The organism is Streptomyces sp. NPDC004732 (genome assembly GCF_040609235.1).
Taxonomy (GTDB): Bacteria; Actinomycetota; Actinomycetes; order Streptomycetales; family Streptomycetaceae; genus Streptomyces.
This window is the reverse complement of the sequence record NZ_JBEXJR010000006.1, coordinates 507093-522848: the sequence shown is the minus strand read 5'-3', so window position 1 is coordinate 522848 and position 15756 is coordinate 507093. Positions and strand designations below refer to the sequence as shown.

Here is a 15756-nt window from a genome sequence, read left to right as displayed (position 1 = left end):
GCACTGACCCACTGCTGCACTGCACACTGCTGCACCGACGCGCCCGCGCGCAGGAACTGCGCCCGCCACCACCGGATCACCGCCCCCGTGCCCTGATCCTTTCGATCCACATCGTGGTTGCGGAGTCCTGCTGTGCCCTTTGCCCTCCACCTCCTCGGGCTTGCCGTTTTCGCCCAGGGAACCTCCGAGTTCATGCTGTCCGGGCTGATCCCCGACATCGCACGGGACCTGTCCGTCAGCGTCCCGGCCGCAGGCCATCTGACCTCGGCATTCGCCGTGGGAATGATCGTCGGTGCGCCACTGATGGCCATCCTGAGCCGCCGCTTCTCCCGTCGCAGCGCGCTCCTGGTCTTCCTCGTCGCCTTCCTGCTCGTCCATGTCGTCGGCGCCCTCACCACCAGCTTCACCGTGCTCCTGGTGACCCGCGTCGTCGGCGCCCTCGCCAACGCGGGCTTCCTCGCCGTCGCCCTGGTCACCGCCACGAGCATGGTCGGGCCCGACGCCAAGGGGCGCGCCACGTCGGCGCTGCTCGGCGGCGTGACCGTCGCCTGTGTCGCGGGCGTGCCCGCGGGCGCGCTGCTCGGTGCGGCGTGGGGCTGGCGCTCGGCGTTCTGGGCGGTGGCCCTCCTCTCGCTGCCCGCCGTGCTCGCCATCGCGCGAGCCGTGCCGTCCGGGGCGCCCGACGCCGACGGGCCGAGCGCGCTCGGTGAACTGCGTGCGCTGCGCGGTCCGCGGCTGCTTGTGACGCTGCTGCTTGGCGCGCTGGTCAACGGCGCGACGTTCTGCACGTTCACCTATCTCGCCCCACTGGTCACCCACGTCACCGGTCTCGGCTCCTCCTGGGTGCCCGGGATGCTGGCACTGTTCGGCATCGGCTCCTTCGTCGGCGTCAGCGCGGCCGGTCGCTTCGCCGATGTACGGCCCATGCCGATCCTGGTGTTCGGCTCGCTCGCGCTGGTCACCGGCTGGGTCGTGTTCGCGGTGACCGCGGGGAACCCGGTGGCGGCCGTCGTGCTGGTCCTCGTCCAGGGGGCGCTGTCGTTCGGGGTCGGTTCGACGCTCATCGCGCGGGCGCTGTACGCGGCGACCGACGCGCCCCATCTGGCGGGCGGATTCGCGACGGCGGCGTTCAACGTGGGCGGCGCCCTGGGCCCCTGGCTCGGCGGCCTCGCGATCTCCGCCGGGCTCGGCTTCCGCTCGCCGCTCTGGGTCAGCGCGGCGCTGGTGGCGGCGGCTCTGGTCATCGGGGGTGCGGCGCTCGGTCTGGGCGGAAGGGCCCCCGAAAAGGCCCTGGCACCGTCACCGGACCCGGCCCGGTCGCGCGCCACCTCGTAAGCGTCCGTTCGCTCGTTTCGGGGACGTGCCCGGTGCGCTGACGCCCGGGCCGCCCCGGGACTGGGACCCTGCCCCCATGGCGCAGTTGGAGCGGTTCGCAGAGTTCAGGACCCCGACCCGTGGGGACGACGACGTCGACGGCGTGCTGGCGCGGATGCGGGCGCTCGGCGACGACTGGCCACCGCGCGACGGGGTCGCCGTCTTCAACCGCGTCTACCTCTCGGTGACCGAGGAGGTCGCCCGGCGCCTCGGCCTGGGCGCCTTCCCCGACGCGCATGCCGCGACCACCCTGGCCGTCCGTTTCGCCGAGCGGTATCTGGCGGCCGTCGACGCGGCGGCCGCCGGGCGCCGCCCGCCCGCCTGCTGGCGCCCGCTGTTCCAGTACCGCCGCCATCCCGGCGTACACCCGCTGCAGTTCGCGCTCGCGGGCATCAACGCGCACATCGGGCACGATCTCGCGCTGGCCCTCGTGGACAGCTGCCGTGCGCTCGGCTGCGAACCGGCCGATCTTGAGGACGAGTTCGACCGCGTGGGCGACTCCCTGGTGTCGCTGGAGGAGCGCATCCGGGAGGAGCTGATGCCGGGGCCCGACCTTCTCCAGGTCGGCGACCCCCTCACGCATCTGGCCGGATCCTGGAGCCTGGAGCGCGCCAGGGACGGCGCCTGGGCGTCGGCGCGGGCCTTGTGGGCGCTGCGCGAACTCCCCTGCGTGGCGGAGGAGTTCGCGGAGCGGCTCGACGGGGCGGTGGGTCTGGTGGGCCGGATCCTGCTGACCCCGCTGCCGGACTGACACGGGCCCACCCGACCCCCTGCGACGTCCCGTTCACCGACCGGCCCTGTCCCTTTTCGGCCACGCCCACGGCCGTTCCCGGGGATCACGCCCGCGATCGTTGTACGTTGAACTGACCGACCCCGACGCGAAGGAGCACCGGAATGGCGACCCGACTCGGCCTGAGTCTTCCGCAGGGCAGGCAGTACGCCATCGGACGCGACGTCCCCGTGGTGGCCCAGGCCGCCGAGGACATGGGCTACGAAAGCCTCTGGGTCTACGAGCGCATCCTCTATCCCGAGCCCGCGACCCAGGGCCTGTACGGAATCCCTGGCCGCCCCTGGCCCGACTCCTACCGCTCGGTCGCCGATCCCCTGATCACCCTGACGCTGGCCGCCGCGGCCACGGAACGGGCCCGGCTCGGCACCAGCGTGCTGGTCGCCCCGCTGCACATCCCGTTCCAACTGGCGCGCTCGCTGGCCTCGTTGGACTCGGCGAGCGGCGGCCGGGTCGTCGCGGGCTTCGGCACGGGCTGGTCCCGCGACGAGTACGCGGCCGCGTCGGTCGCGCCCTACGAGCGGCGCGGCAAGGTCCTGGACGAGCTGCTCGACGTCTGCCACGCGGTCTGGGGACCCGACCCGGTGGCGTACGAAGGGGAGCTGACGACCATCGCGCCGTCCGTGGTCGGACCCAAGCCCGCCCGGCCGATCCCGGTCCTGCTCCCCGCCAACAGCCCGCGCGCCCTGCGCAGACTCGTGAACCGCGCGGACGGCTGGATGCCCGTGGCCATGGGCGCCGACGCGCTCGCCGAACAGTGGGAGAAGGTACGCGAGGCGGCCGCCGAGCAGGGCCGCGAGAAGCCGGTGCAGAGCGTGCTGCGGGCCAACACGCGCTACACGGCGAAGCCGTACACCGGCGCGGACCGCGCCCCGTTCCGCGGCAACGTCGAGCAGATCGTCGAGGACCTGGCCGCGCACGCCGCGGTGGGCGTCGACGAGATCCTGGTGGACCTCGCGGGGTCTGCGCGCGACGCCCAGGAACTCAAGGACCTCGCCGCGCAGGTGTACGAGGCGGCGCGGGCGGCCGGAGTCTGACCGACCGCCCCGGGGAGCGAACGCCCCCAGAACCACCGCCCCCGGGCCGTCAGTCCTCGGGCAGCTCGACGGGGGCGATCTCGTCGTAGACGTCGCCGGGGCCGGGGTTCGTGGCGTCCGTGGCACCGCCGAAGTGGTGCATCACGCCCCACACGGCGTTGAGCGCGGTCTGGACCGCGCCCTCGGCCCAGCCCGCCGTCCAGGAGATGTCGTCGCCCGCGAGGAAGATGCCGCGCTTGTCCTCGGGCAGGTGCTCCTGCATGAAGTGGGTGAACAGGCGCCGCTGGTAGCGGTAGTGGCCCGGCAGGTTCGCCTTGAAGGCGCCCATGAAGTAGGGCTCGTTCTCCCAGGACACGGTCACCGGGTTGCCGATGATGTGCTTCCTGATGTCGACCTTCGGGTAGATCTCGCCGAGCGACTTGAGCATGACCTCCATGCGCTCGTTCGCCGACAGCGGCAGCCACTTCAGGCTGTCGTCGCACCAGGTGTAGGAGAGGCAGATGACGGCGGGCTTGTCCGGACCGTCGTCGAGCAGGTACGTGCCGCGCGTCATGCGGTCGGTGAGCGTCATCGACATGACATCACGGCCGGTCTGCTCGTCCTTGTCCAGCCAGAACGGCCGGTCGACCGGGACGAAGAGCTTGCTGGACTCCATGTAGTGGGTCCGCTCCATCGCCGTCCAGTGGTCGATGGGGAAGAGCGAGTCGTCGCAGTCGATCTTCGAGAGCAGCATCCACGACTGGGCGGTGAAGATCGCGGTCCGGTAGGTGCGGATGTCACCGGAGGCGTCGGTGACCGTCACGCGGTTCCCGGCGGTGCGGTTGAGGCGGGTCACGGCGGGCTTGGGCGCGCCGCCCGCGTGCAGCGAGGCGAGGGACGTACCGGGCTCCCAGTGGACGATCTTCTGCGGCTCGCGCTCCCACATGCGCAGCGGCAGCTGCTGGCTGCCGCCGACGATGCCGCGGTGGTGGTCGTCCGCCTCGGTGTAGACGACGCGCAGGATCTCCAGGATGGAGTTCGGGAAGTCGGTGTCCCAGCCGCCCGTGCCGAAGCCGACCTGGCCGAAGATCTCCCGGTGCCGGAAGGACTTGAACGCCTCGGAGTCGCAGAGGAAGCCGTAGAAGGTCTGGTTGTCGAGCTTCTCGACGAGCTTGGACCAGATCTCGCGGATCTTCGGCACGTCGCGCTCGCGCAGGGCGCGGTTCATGTCGGAGAAGTCCGCGCCCTCCTCCAGGCAGGCGTTCCAGGCGTTCATCACGTCGCGGTAGACCTGCGGCAGGTCGTCGACGCTGGTCGCGTAGTGGGACTCGCCCTTGAGGTCCACGACGGTCGAAGGAGTGGACTCGGCGAGCGGGTTGGGGAACGCCTTGGTCTCCAGGCCCACCAGGTCGATGTAGTGCTGGAGCGCCGTCGAGGACGGCGGGAAGCGCATGGCGCCCATCTCGGCGGTCAGCTCGTCCGTGCCGGTGCCCTCGAAGCCGACGGTGCGCAGTCGGCCGCCGATCTGGTCGGCCTCGTAGACGACGGGCTTGAGGCCCATCTTCATCAGCTCGTACGCGGCGATGATGCCGGACAGACCGCCGCCGATGACGGCGACCTCGGTGCCGTGCTCGGTCGCGGGTATCTGGCCGAGGCCCGCGGGGTGGGCCAGGAAGTCGTCGTAGGCGTAGGGGAAGTCCGGACCGAACATGGTGATCGGCGGCTGGGCGTCGGTGTGCTGGACAGCGGTGGGCACAGTGGACGTCATGGGGTACGGACTCCTTGCGGGGAACTGAAGCAGAAAGCTGGGGGGGGCGGCTCAGAGACTCAGCGACTCGAAGACTCAGCGGCTCAAAGACTCAAGGGCTCAAGTACTCAGACGAGGGACGCGTACAGGCCGGGGCGGCGGTCGCGCAGGTACGGGTTGTTCTCGCGGGAGGAGCTCAGGAAGTCGGGGTCGACGTCGCCGAGGACGAGTTCTTCGCCGCGTCCCGCGCGGGCGCGCGCCACGCCGTCGGGGCCGACCAGCGTGGAGAGCCCGACGAACTCGAACTCCCCCTCGGGCCCGACCCGGTTGACGTACGCGACGTACATCTGGTTCTCGAAGGCGCGCACCGGCACGAGGGACTCGGCGACGAACTGGAAGGGGTGCATCTGCGCGGTCGGCACGACCAGCAGGTCGGTGCCCGCGAGGGCGTGCGCGCGGACGTTCTCCGGGAACTCCACGTCGTAGCAGATCATCAGGCCGACCCGGACCCCGCCGAGTTCGGCCTGGACGACGGCCTGTTCACCGGGGGTGAAGGAGTCGCGCTCGAAGCCGCCGAAGAGGTGGGTCTTGCGGTAGTTCGCGAGGCGGGCCCCGTCCGGACCGATCAACTGGACGGAGTTGAAGACGAGATCGCCCTCGCGCTCCGGGTAGCCGTAGGCGATGCCGACCCCGTGGCGTGCGGCGATCCCCGCGACGGCCTTGGCCGACTCCCCGTCGACGGGCTCGGCGAGCCGGGCGATGTCGTCGCCGATCGCGTACCCGGTGAGGAAGAGCTCGGGGGCCACGAGCAGCCCCGCGTCCGCCGCGGCGGCGCGCCCGGCGGCCTCGTCAAGGGCCGCGAGGTTCGCGTCGACGGATCCGGGCTGCCCGGAGCTCTGGAGCAGGGCGGTGCGCAGCGCAGGCATGGCGGATCCTCGGGGCGTACGAAGGGGAAGGCGGGGTCCATACGACGGTACGGTCGGCGGCTGTGCCCGGACAAGGTACGACCGTTGCGGGCAGCTGGGTGATCTGTTGCGCGTAGCGGGGCCCGTACGGCGATTCGTTGCGCACGGCATGGGCCGCGGGTATCGGTGGGGTCCTCCTGCGGGTGCAGGGAGCGGCCGAGGACCCCCGCCGCGCGGCGGAAGAGGAGTGGGGCCCGGGGCCGGACGCGGTGGACCCCCCTCCCGCGAGAACGTGATCACGCCCGGAAGGACCGGGTGCACGGACTCCAAGACGGAGGCTTTCCATGAGCCGCACAGCCACCCCGCACCCCCGCGCCATCGCCGTGGCGGCCGCGCTGCTGCTGACCGTGGGAGCGGCGGGCGCAGCCGTCGCGTCGGCCGACGGAGCGGCGCGCCCCACGACGGCGCACGCCGGTGACCGGGCGAAGACCGGCGAGCGGTCGCACGCCGGTGACCGGGCGGAGAAGCGTGAGGCCGCCGCGCTCACCGGCTCGGCGAAGATGTACCGCAAGACCACCGAGGACGTGACGTTCACGTTCGACGCGCATCTCGCGGCCGAGGACACGGCGGACCCGTCGCGGGCGACCGGCACGTTCCGCTTCGTCCACCTCGACAAGCCGGGCGGCACGGGCGGCTGGGCGGCGGGCCGCATCGACTGCCTGATGACGGGCGGCAAGGTCGCCACCGCCACCGGTGTCATCACCGACACGAATCTCAAGAAGATCAAGGGCAAGCGGGTCGGCTTCACGGTCGACGACCGGGGCCGCAACGACCGGGTCGGCTACAGCTGGGCGGCCTACGGCGGCACGCAGGGCCAGCCCGACACCCTGGCCGCGTGCGCGAGCTCGGCGCCGTACGAGAAGGTCAGGAAGGGCACGGGCGACTTCGACGTCGTCCCGTGGAAGGTCCCGTACCCGGAGCCGCAGCGCGCACTCGGCGCACAGGGCTAAGCCGGGGCCCCCGAGGAGAAGCGGCGCATCAGGGGCGAGAGGACGAGCACGGACTTCGTCCGCTCCACGAACGGCTCCCCCGCGATCCGTTCGAGGACCCGCTCGAAGTGCCGCATGTCCGCGGCGAAGACCTGGACGATCGCGTCCGCGTCACCGGTGACGGTGGACGCGGACGCGATCTCCGGATAGCGCTCCAGACCTCGCTGGATCGCCTCCGGCGAGGTGTTCCGGCGACAGTAGATCTCGATGAACCCCTCGGTCTCCCAGCCGAGGGCCGCCGGGTCCACGCGGACCGTGAAGCCGGTGATGGCTCCGGTGGCCCGCAGCCGGTCCACGCGCCGCTTCACGGCGGGCGCGGAGAGTCCGACCAGCTGGCCGATGTCGGCGTAGGAGCGGCGGGCGTCCTCGGCGAGGGCGTGCACGATGCGTTCGTCGAGATCGTTCAGTCGCACGGGGGGTGGATCACTTCTCTGCTGTGGCCAATCGGGAGCGGCTCATGCCGTACAGGAAGTAGAACACGAGGCCGACGGCCATCCAGACACCGAACACGACCCACGTGATGGAGTCGAGGCTGAACATGTTGTACGCGCAGAAGCCGAAGCCGAGGACCGGGAAGAGCCAGCCCAGCGGCACGCGGAAGGTGCGCGGCATGTCGGGGCGGGTCCTGCGCAGCACGATCACGGCGATGTTGACCAGGCCGAAGGCGAAGAGCGTGCCGATGCTGGTGGCGTCGACGAGCTTGCCGAGCGGGATGACCGAGGCGAGCCCGGCGCAGAACAGCGACACGATGACGGTGTTCACGCGGGGCGTGCCCGTCTTCTTGCTGACCCGGCCGAACACCTTGGGGACCAGGCCGTCGCGGGACATGGCGAACAGGACGCGGGTCTGTCCGTAGAGGACGGTCAGGACGACGGACGCGATGGAGATGACGGCACCGGCGGCGAGGACCGTGCCCCAGACGCTCTGCCCGGTGACGTCGTTCATGATCGCGGCGAGCGTGGCCTCGGAGCCCTCGAAGTCCTTCCAGTTCCAGGCGCCGACGGCGACGGCGGCGACCAGGACGTAGAGCGCCGTGACGATGACGAGCGACAGCATGATCGCGCGCGGCAGGTCCCGCTGCGGGTTCTTGGCCTCCTCGCCCGCGGTGGAGGCCGCGTCGAAGCCGATGTAGGAGAAGAAGAGGCTCGCGGCGGCGGCACTGACACCGGCCGTGCCGAGCGGCATGAAGTCCGAGTAGTTGCCGGACTTGAAGCCCATGAAGCCGATGGTGCAGAAGAGCACGAGCGCGGCGATCTTCACGATGACCATGATCGTGTTGGCCGTCGCCGACTCCTTGGCGCCGCCGAGCAGGAACACCATGGCGAGCAGCACGACGATCAGGCCTGGCAGGTTGATGATGCCGCCCTCGCCGGGTGCCGAGGAGAGCACGTTGGGGATCGTGACGCCGATGGTCCCGTCGAGCAGCTCGTTGAGGTACTCGCCCCAGCCGACCGCGACCGCGGCGACCGAGACGCCGTACTCCAGGACCAGGCACCAGCCGCAGACCCAGGCGACGAGTTCACCCATCGTTGCGTACGCGTACGAGTAGGAGGAGCCAGCGACCGGGATGGAGCCCGCCAGCTCGGCGTACGAGAGGGCCGAGAAGAGCGCGGTGAGTCCGGCGATCACGAAGGAGATGGTGACGGCGGGCCCGGCCTTGGGGACGCTCTCGCCGAGGACGACGAAGATGCCGGTGCCGAGCGTGGCACCGATGCTGATCATGGTCAGCTGCCACATGCCGAGGGAGCGGCGCAGCGAGCCTCCCTCGCCCTGGCCACCCTCCTCGACCAGGCGTTCCACCGGCTTGCGGCGCATGAGACGGCTGCCGAAGCCGGTGCCGCCCGGGGGACTCGGGCGGTTCTGCGGGGGTGCGCCTTGGTCGAGCACGCGCTGGCTCCTTCATCGCTGCCGGTCAGGGCGGCGAGGACCCACGGCACCCGCGCTTGGCGACGGGAACCACCGAGCAGGCAGTCCCCGCCACACCACGTACAGCGCATGACTCTAGAGTCCGCGGCTTCCCGACCGTAATGCAGCAACCTTGCGTACCGGCGGATGATCATTGCGCACTTCCGTCAGATACGTCTCTTCGTTGCGCGGTCCGTTTCGTCCGTTGCGTTCCGGCGGCCCCGGCGCCCATGACAAAGGCCCCCGCGGAGTGTCCGCGGGGGCCTTCGGCAGGTCGGGGGCGACTAGCTCCAGCTGGCGTGCAGCGGCTTGCCCTCCGCGTAACCCGCGGCGCTCTGGACGCCGACCGTGGCCTTCTCGGCGAACTCCGCCAGGGAGCCCGCGCCCGCGTACGTGCAGGACGAGCGGACGCCCGCGATGATCGAGTCGATCAGGTCCTCGACGCCGGGCCTGGCCGGGTCGAGGAACATCCGGGAGGTCGAGATGCCCTCCTCGAAGAGCGCCTTGCGGGCGCGGTCGTACGCCGACTCGTCGGAGGTGCGGTTGCGCACGGCACGGGCGGAGGCCATGCCGAACGACTCCTTGTAGGCACGGCCCTTGGCGTCGTGCTGGAGGTCGCCAGGGGACTCGTAGGTGCCCGCGAACCACGAGCCGACCATGACGTTCGAGGCGCCCGCGGCGAGCGCCATGGCGACGTCGCGCGGGTGACGGACACCGCCGTCGGCCCAGACGTGCTTGCCGAACTTCGCGGCCTCGGCGGCGCATTCGAGCACCGCGGAGAACTGCGGGCGGCCGACACCGGTCATCATGCGCGTGGTGCACATGGCGCCGGGACCGACACCCACCTTGATGATGTCGGCACCGGCCTCGATCAGGTCGCGGACGCCCTCGGCGGCGACGATGTTGCCCGCCACGATCGGGACCTGCGGGTCGAGCGCACGCACGGCCTTGACCGCGGCGATCATCGACTCCTGGTGGCCGTGCGCGGTGTCCACGACGAGCGTGTCGGCGCCCGCGTCGAGGAGCTGCTTGGCCTTGCCCGCCACGTCGCCGTTGATGCCGACGGCCGCGGCGATGCGCAGGCCGCCGTTGGCGTCCACGGCCGGGGTGTAGAGCGTCGCGCGCAGGGCGCCCGTCCGGGTGAGGATGCCCGCGAGGCGGCCGTCCTTGTCCACCGCGGGGGCGTAGCGGCGGTTGGCGCCGTCCAGCTTGTTGAAGGCGTCGCGCGGGTCGATGTCGGCGTCCAGGAGCAGCAGGTCCTTGGACATGACCTCGGAGAGCTGCGTGAAGCGGTCGACGCCGCTGAGGTCGGCGTCCGTGACGACGCCGACGGGCTTCTGGTCGGCGTCGACGACGACCCCGGCGTCGTGCGCGCGCTTGGGCAGCAGGGCGAGCGCGTCCGCGACGGTCTGCGAAGGCGCGAGGACGATCGGGGTGTCCAGGACGTGGTGGCGCGTCTTGACCCAGGAGATGACCTCGGTGACGACCTCGATCGGGATGTCCTGGGGGATGACGACGAGGCCGCCGCGGCGGGCGACGGTCTCGGCCATGCGGCGTCCGGCGATCGCGGTCATGTTGGCGACGACCAGCGGGATCGTGGTGCCGGTGCCGTCGGGCGACGAGAGGTCCACGCCCTGGCGGGATCCGACGGCGGAGCGCCTCGGGACCATGAAGACGTCGTCGTACGTCAGGTCGTACGCAGGCTGGATGTCATTGAGGAAGCGCACGTGCTGCTCATCCCAGTCGATCAGAGGTGGCCCCCGGGCAGTTGGACCGGGGGGAAAGCACGTACTTCATTGTCCCATGCCGCGGGGGTCGTACCGCCTGGGATGATCACCCAGACGGGCCGGGAGGGCGCTGGTCAGATCGTCCAAGAGCGCCCCCGGAGCGGAACAGCCCGTTCAGTCGCCGCCACGCTCCGTGTCGGCAGGGCCGAGCGAGAGGACGACCTCAAGACCCGGCTCCGCCCCACCCCGCCAGTGCTCGACGGCCGACGAGAACACGTCCTGGGCGATCCGCCACTCCCCCGGTGCCGCATCGGCGTACTCCTGCCAGCCGGATACGACGAGCAGCCTCCCGCGCGCGGGAGGCGCCCACGAGAGGTCGGTGAGGCAGTCGGCGAGCGCGTCCCAGTTGCGCCCGAACCAGCCGGGCAGCGCGAGGTCCCGGGCGCAGCGCTCCATGAAGGCGGCCTTGTCCGTCACCCCGGAGAGGGAGAGTGCCGTGGTGGTCCAGCCCGCGCCGCGCACGGCCTCCAGGACGGGCGCGAGCGGCTCCCCGCCGACGTTGTGGGTCATTACCTCAGCACCGCCTTGAAGGACGCGTAGTGGTCGTCGGTGTAGTAGACCTCGTCACCGCTCCCGGTGACGATCCGGCGGGCCCCGCGGTCGCGTTCGCCGGGCGTGCGCACGGTGTACTCGTGGTAGTAGCCGCGCTTCTGCCGCGGCAGCTCACGCTCGAAGTTGCCGAAGACGGTGCCGTCCTTCCGGTACGGGAAGGGGCCCCCGTCGTCGATGCGGCGCAGCGTCTGCCGCGCCTCGGCGGGCAGCCGGTCGGCCTGCACGGTGGCCATGCCGGGGGCCCAGTCGGGGGCGTCCCGGTCTCCGCCCCCGGACGAGCACCCGGCGACGAAGACCGCGAAGCAGACGAGCAGAACCCCCAGGACGCGGGGAACAAACCGGTGCACCATGCGTCAGACCTTGCCATGGCGCCCCTTAAGGGGCGCGGGGAACTGCGCGAACAACCCCCACACCCCCGCAGACGCTCAGCTCCCGTCCGGGTCCGCCCGGTTCAGCGCGGGCCGAGGCGCAGCCCCGGCAACGAGCAGCTGATCGGCCGCAGCCGTATCCGTCACGAGACTGGTGACGAGCCCCGACCGCAGCACCGCGTCGATGGCCGCGGCCTTCCGCTGCCCGCCCGCGATGGCGACGACCTCGGGAATGCGGCGGAGCCGATCCGCTTCGACGGTGATGCACCGCTCCCCGAGGTCCCGCCCCACCCGACGCCCCTCGGCGTCGAACAGGTGCGCCGACATCTCCGCGGCCACTCCCAGCGAGGCGTAGTGCGCCCGCTCCTCGTCACTGAGCATGTCGTGGACCGTGGAGATGCCCGGCTCCCAGGAGCCGATGGAGACACAGGCGACCGTGACCTTGTCGAAGTACTCGAAGGCGCGGGCGATGCCGGTCTGGTTGCGCAGCGCCGACGCGGTGGCGGGGTCGGGCAGCAGCATCGGCGCGTAGATGGGGTGGGCCTCGCCGCCGGACACCTGGGCGGCGCGGCGGACGGCCTCGACGGAGCCGCGCTCCGCGGTCCCCGCGTCGTACACCCCCGTCAGCTGCACGACCGTGCACGGCGGCAGCTGGTCGAGCGCGGCCGCCATGTGGATCGTGGAGCGGCCCCAGGCGAGGCCGAGCACGTCGCCCTCGGTGACCAGCTCGCCGAGGAGGTCCGCCGCCACCTCCCCGAGGTTCTCCGGGTCGGGCGACTCGTCGATCTCGTCGGCAGGCGCCGGCGACTCCACGACGACGGCGTGCCGCAGGCCGTATCGGGCGCGCAGCGCGTCCGAGCGCTCCGCGTCCAGCTCTGCGGGCACCCGGATCTCGATGCGCACGAGATCACGCTCCAGGGCGGTCTCCAGGACCCGGGCCACCTTGAAGCGGCTGACGCCGAACTCCTCGGCGATCTGGATCTTCGACTTGCCCTCGAGGTAGAAGCGGCGGGCCATGGCCGCCGCCTGCACCAGCTCCGCGGGTCCCATCCGCATGGCTGACCGACCCGCCGACATGGCCGACACGGCGCTCTCCTCACTGCTGTTCACAAACTGGGTTCGCCGTTCATCCTTGCAGATCCGGCCTGGTCGATCAGCCCTGGCGGACTGCGTTCACGTTCCCTTGGCTCAGTGGTTGCACGCCCAGGCGCTTGACGCGGTCTTTGCCTCGGCTTGGGTGCGCAATGAACGTACCGCGTCCGCGGGATCCTTGGCGCCGTAGACCGCGGACCCGGCGACGAAGACGTCGGCCCCGGCCTCCGCGCAGCGCTCGATGGTCTCGGCCGAGACACCGCCGTCGACCTGCAGCCACATCTCAAGACCGTGCTTGGCGATCAGCTCACGGGTGCGGCGGATCTTGGGCAGCATGATGTCCAGGAACGCCTGGCCGCCGAAGCCCGGCTCGACCGTCATGATCAGCAGCATGTCGAGCTCGGGGAGCAGGTCCTCGAACGGCTCGATGGGGGTCGCGGGCTTCAGCGCCATCGAGGCGCGGGCGCCCTTGGCGCGGATCTCGCGCGCGAGCCGGACCGGCGCGGCGGCGGCCTCCGCGTGGAAGGTGACGGACCCGGCGCCCGCCTCGACGTACTGCGGGGCCCAGCGATCGGGGTCCTCGATCATCAGGTGGCAGTCCAGAGGCGTGTCCGTCGCACGGGCCAGCGACTCTACGATCGGCACCCCGAGCGTGAGGTTCGGGACGAAGTGGTTGTCCATCACGTCGACATGGAGCCAGTCGGCGCCTTCGACCGCCTCTGCCTCCTCGGCAAGACGGGCGAAGTCCGCGGACAGGATGCTGGGGTTGATCTGCACGGCCATGCCCCAAGCCTGCCATGCCCGGCGCCCGACGCCGACCGCAGTCCACTGCATGAGCACAGCAACTCCCGCGACCGCGTGCCGAGTGCCATGCTGGACGGTCCAGCGGCACCGCGCACGGCAAGCGGGGGGAAGCCATGGCGGACGAACGGCGGCAGGAGCGCCACGGGATCGCGTGGCTGGTGTGCGGACGGCGCACGAAGTGGCTCGTGGTGCTGTTCTGGCTGGTGGTGATCATCGTCGCGGCACCGCTGGCGCAGAAGCTGACCGACGCCCAGGAGAACGACGCGGAGTCCTGGCTGCCCGGCTCCGCCGAGTCGACCCAAGTCCTGGACATCTCGGAGGAGTTCAGGCCCGAGGTGATCCCCGCCATCATCGTGTACGCCCGCGAAGGCGGCCTCACCGTGGCGGACCGCAGGCAGATCGCCGAGGACGTGCGCCAGGTCCGGGAGCTGCGCGTCCACGCCATCCGCGGCGCCGAGACCCGCGGCCCCGTGTACGACGAGAAGTCGCGCCCCGAGGCGGCCCAGGTGTCCGTGCCGATCACCATGGACGCCGAGAGCTGGGAGCGCATCGGTCCCGCCGTCGACTCCATCAGGGAGCGGGTGGGAGACGGCGACGACGGCCTCGCCGTGCACATCACCGGCCCTGGCGGCACGGGCGCGGACTCCGCCGAGGCGTTCGAGGGCATCGACTCGACGCTGCTGCTCTCGGCGGCGGGCATCGTCATCGTGATCCTGCTGTTCACCTACCGCAGCCCGACCCTGCTGCTTGCCCCGCTGCTCGCCGTGATCACCGCGCTCTTCACGGCCCAGGCCATCATCTATCTGCTCGCCGAGCACGCGGACCTCACCGTCAACGGCCAGAGCGCGGGGATTCTGACGGTCCTCGTCTTCGGCGCGGGGACCGACTATGCGCTGCTCCTGGTCGCTCGCTATCGCGAAGAGCTGCGCCGTCACGAGGACCGTCACGAGGCGATGGCCCTCGCCCTGCACCGGGCGGGTCCCGCGGTCCTCGCGTCGGGCGCGACCGTCGTCCTGAGCATGCTGGTGCTGCTGGCCGCCGAGATGAACTCGACGAGCGGTCTCGGTCCGGTCGCCGCGATCGGCGTCACCGTGGGGCTGCTTGCGATGCTGTCGCTCTTCCCCGCCCTCCTGGTGATCTTCGGCCGGTGGTTCTTCTGGCCGCTGATCCCGCACTACGGCTCCCCCGAGCCGACCGAGCGCGGCCTGTGGGCCCGCACCGGCCGCCGCATCGACCGCCGCCCGCGGCTGATCTGGGGCGTCACGGCGGCGACTCTCGCCCTGCTCTCGCTCGGGCTCCTGCAACTGCGGGCCGACGGCCTCAGCAACGCCGACGCGTTCACCGAGAAGCCGGACTCGATCACCGGCCAGGAGGTCCTCGCGCGGCACTTCCCCGCGGGGTCCGGCGACCCGCTGGTGATCGTGGCGGACCGGGCGCAGCGCGACACCGTCACCCGCGCCGTGCGGGACGACCGGGGTGTGGTGCCCAGCAGCGTCGCGCGGCCGCCGGGGACGAAACCCCTGTACGACGGCAAGGTGCTGTTCGAGGCGACCCTGACCGACCCGTCCGACAGCTCGGCCGCGAAGCGGACGGTGGAGCGGGTGCGCGACACCGTCCACGCCGTCCCCGACGCCGGTGCGCAGGTGGGCGGCGGCACGGCCGCCCTGGTCGACATGGAGAGCGCCACGGCCCACGACAACAAGCTGATCATCCCGCTGGTCCTGGTCGTGGTGCTGCTGACGCTCGCCGTTCTGCTGCGCGCGGTGGTGGCCCCGCTCCTCCTGATCGCGACGGTGGTCCTGTCCTTCGCGACGGCGCTCGGCCTCAGCGCGCTGGCCTTCCGCCACCTCTTCGACTACGCGGGCGAGCCGACCGACTTCCCGCTCTTCGTCTTCGTGTTCCTGGTGGCGCTCGGCATCGACTACAACATCTTCCTGTCGACCCGCGTCCGCGAGGAGGCCGGTCAGCAGGGCACCCGTGCGGGCGTCCTGACCGGTCTCGCCGCGACCGGCGCGGTGATCACCTCGGCGGGCCTGGTCCTCGCGGGCACGTTCGCCGCGCTCGGCACGCTCCCGATGGTGGCGTTCTCCGAGATCGGCTTCGCGGTGGCGCTCGGCGTACTGCTCGACACCTTCATCGTGCGTTCGGTTCTGGTGACGGCGCTGTTCCTGGACGTGGGCCCGAAGGTGTGGTGGCCACACGCGCTGGCACGGCGGCCCGAGCCGCCGCGGGCGCCGGAACCCGCGACCACTGAGCAGCCCCAACTCCCGCACCAGTAGGGCCTCTTCGCTGCCGCCGCCGTCGACGGCGCCCTATCCTGCTGGGGCAGTCATACGGGGGCGGCACGGGGGTGGGCATGGAGGGGCGCCG

The 15756-nt window shown here is 71.4% G+C and carries 14 protein-coding genes; 5 read left to right on the top strand and 9 right to left on the bottom strand.

Annotated features, from left to right (window positions below):
* The first annotated feature begins 132 nt into the window (after positions 1-132).
* The 3 genes from ABZV77_RS21055 to ABZV77_RS21045 all read left to right on the top strand — a co-directional run bounded on the left by ABZV77_RS21055 (position 133) and on the right by ABZV77_RS21045 (position 3198).
* Entirely contained in the window at positions 133-1335 is a 1203-nt protein-coding gene (locus ABZV77_RS21055; protein WP_356258793.1) for a Cmx/CmrA family chloramphenicol efflux MFS transporter, read from the top strand.
* Between the two features lie 76 nt (positions 1336-1411).
* A complete protein-coding gene (locus ABZV77_RS21050) occupies positions 1412-2125 on the top strand; it encodes a DUF5995 family protein (protein WP_356258790.1) in 714 nt (237 codons plus the stop codon).
* A 143-nt stretch (positions 2126-2268) separates the two neighbouring features.
* Positions 2269-3198 carry an LLM class F420-dependent oxidoreductase gene (locus ABZV77_RS21045; protein WP_356258789.1) on the top strand — a complete coding sequence of 310 codons (930 nt, stop codon included), beginning with the start codon at positions 2269-2271 and terminating at the stop codon, positions 3196-3198.
* Positions 3199-3247: 49 nt separating this feature from the next.
* On the opposite strand, the gene ABZV77_RS21040 is transcribed toward ABZV77_RS21045, so the two are convergent.
* Positions 3248-4945, bottom strand: a complete 1698-nt coding sequence (locus tag ABZV77_RS21040) for an NAD(P)/FAD-dependent oxidoreductase (protein WP_356258786.1) — start codon at positions 4943-4945, stop codon at positions 3248-3250.
* Between the two features lie 107 nt (positions 4946-5052).
* Positions 5053-5841 carry a carbon-nitrogen hydrolase family protein gene (locus tag ABZV77_RS21035; protein WP_356259024.1) on the bottom strand — a complete coding sequence of 263 codons (789 nt, stop codon included), beginning with the start codon at positions 5839-5841 and terminating at the stop codon, positions 5053-5055.
* Between the two features lie 332 nt (positions 5842-6173).
* Between ABZV77_RS21035 and ABZV77_RS21030 the strand changes: the two genes are divergently transcribed.
* Positions 6174-6839 carry a Repetin gene (locus ABZV77_RS21030; protein WP_356258784.1) on the top strand — a complete coding sequence of 222 codons (666 nt, stop codon included), beginning with the start codon at positions 6174-6176 and terminating at the stop codon, positions 6837-6839.
* Here the strand turns inward: ABZV77_RS21030 and ABZV77_RS21025 are convergent.
* The 7 genes from ABZV77_RS21025 to rpe form a co-directional block, all read right to left on the bottom strand.
* Complete coding sequence (locus ABZV77_RS21025) at positions 6836-7291, bottom strand: Lrp/AsnC family transcriptional regulator (RefSeq protein ID WP_356258781.1); 456 nt, start codon at positions 7289-7291, stop codon at positions 6836-6838. The genes ABZV77_RS21030 and ABZV77_RS21025 overlap by 4 nt on opposite strands.
* Before the next feature lie 10 nt (positions 7292-7301).
* On the bottom strand, positions 7302-8765 hold the full coding sequence (locus ABZV77_RS21020; RefSeq protein WP_356258778.1) for an amino acid permease: 1464 nt from the start codon (positions 8763-8765) through the stop codon (positions 7302-7304).
* 302 nt (positions 8766-9067) lie between these two features.
* Positions 9068-10510, bottom strand: coding sequence for a GuaB1 family IMP dehydrogenase-related protein (locus ABZV77_RS21015; RefSeq protein ID WP_356258776.1), 1443 nt, complete (start codon positions 10508-10510; stop codon positions 9068-9070).
* A gap of 174 nt (positions 10511-10684) precedes the next feature.
* The gene (locus tag ABZV77_RS21010; RefSeq protein WP_356258773.1) at positions 10685-11080 is read right to left on the bottom strand and encodes a barstar family protein; all 396 of its coding nucleotides are present in this window, start codon (positions 11078-11080) and stop codon (positions 10685-10687) included.
* A complete protein-coding gene (locus ABZV77_RS21005) occupies positions 11080-11472 on the bottom strand; it encodes a ribonuclease domain-containing protein (protein WP_356258771.1) in 393 nt (130 codons plus the stop codon). Before ABZV77_RS21005 ends, ABZV77_RS21010 begins: the two co-directional genes overlap by 1 nt.
* 75 nt (positions 11473-11547) lie before the next feature.
* Positions 11548-12600: a sugar-binding domain-containing protein gene (locus ABZV77_RS21000; protein WP_356258768.1), complete on the bottom strand. Its 1053-nt coding sequence runs from the start codon at positions 12598-12600 to the stop codon at positions 11548-11550.
* Positions 12601-12678: 78 nt separating this feature from the next.
* The gene (gene rpe / locus ABZV77_RS20995) at positions 12679-13365 is read right to left on the bottom strand and encodes a ribulose-phosphate 3-epimerase (RefSeq protein ID WP_356258765.1); all 687 of its coding nucleotides are present in this window, start codon (positions 13363-13365) and stop codon (positions 12679-12681) included.
* Between the two features lie 134 nt (positions 13366-13499).
* Here rpe and ABZV77_RS20990 point away from each other — a divergent pair, with 134 nt between their 5' ends.
* Complete coding sequence (locus ABZV77_RS20990; protein ID WP_356258763.1) at positions 13500-15665, top strand: MMPL family transporter; 2166 nt, start codon at positions 13500-13502, stop codon at positions 15663-15665.
* Positions 15666-15756: the final 91 nt, after the last annotated feature.